This window comes from Streptomyces sp. URMC 127 (assembly GCF_051386535.1).
Classification (GTDB): Bacteria; Actinomycetota; Actinomycetes; order Streptomycetales; family Streptomycetaceae; genus Streptomyces.
Genome location: NZ_JBPQTW010000489.1, coordinates 1 through 559 on the forward strand (window position 1 = coordinate 1; position 559 = coordinate 559).

General features: G+C 70.1%; 1 protein-coding gene. It reads left to right on the top strand.

Going from position 1 to position 559, the window contains the following annotated elements; all coding sequences use genetic code 11:
• On the top strand, positions 1–559 hold a 559-nt coding region (locus tag ACSNOH_RS35055; RefSeq protein ID WP_436725484.1), incomplete at both ends, for a condensation domain-containing protein.

Sequence of the window (559 nt, forward strand, 5' to 3'; positions counted from 1 at the left end):
GTCTTGCGCGTCAGGTGCGGGATGCGGATGGTGCGCGGGCGCCGCTTGCCGTCGTTGAGCGGCCGGAGACGATCCCGCTGTCGTTCGCCCAGCAACGGTTGTGGTTCCTGCACAAGCTCGAAGGCCCCTCGGCGACGTACAACATGCCGCTGGCGTTGCGGCTGTCCGGTGCGGTCGACCGGGAGGCCCTGGAGGCTGCGCTGGCGGATGTCGTGGCGCGGCACGAGCCGCTGCGGACTGTCTTCCCCGAGTCGGAGGCCGACGGCAAGCCCTGCCAGCACATCCTGCCCCCTGCCCAGGCCGGCATCCCCTGGGACGTGCACCAGCTCGACGATGAGGAGGAGCTGCCGGAGGCCCTCACCGCAGCGGCTCGTCATGCCTTCGACCTGGCCGTGGGCATCCCGTTCCGTGCCTGGCTGTTCGTGATCAGTCCGACCGAGTCCGTCGTGATGCTCCTCTTGCACCACATTGCGGGCGACGGATGGTCGCTGGGGCCGCTCGCGCGGGATCTCGTTGCTGCCTACACCGCGCGGCGTGACGGTGCGGTGCCGTCCTGGGA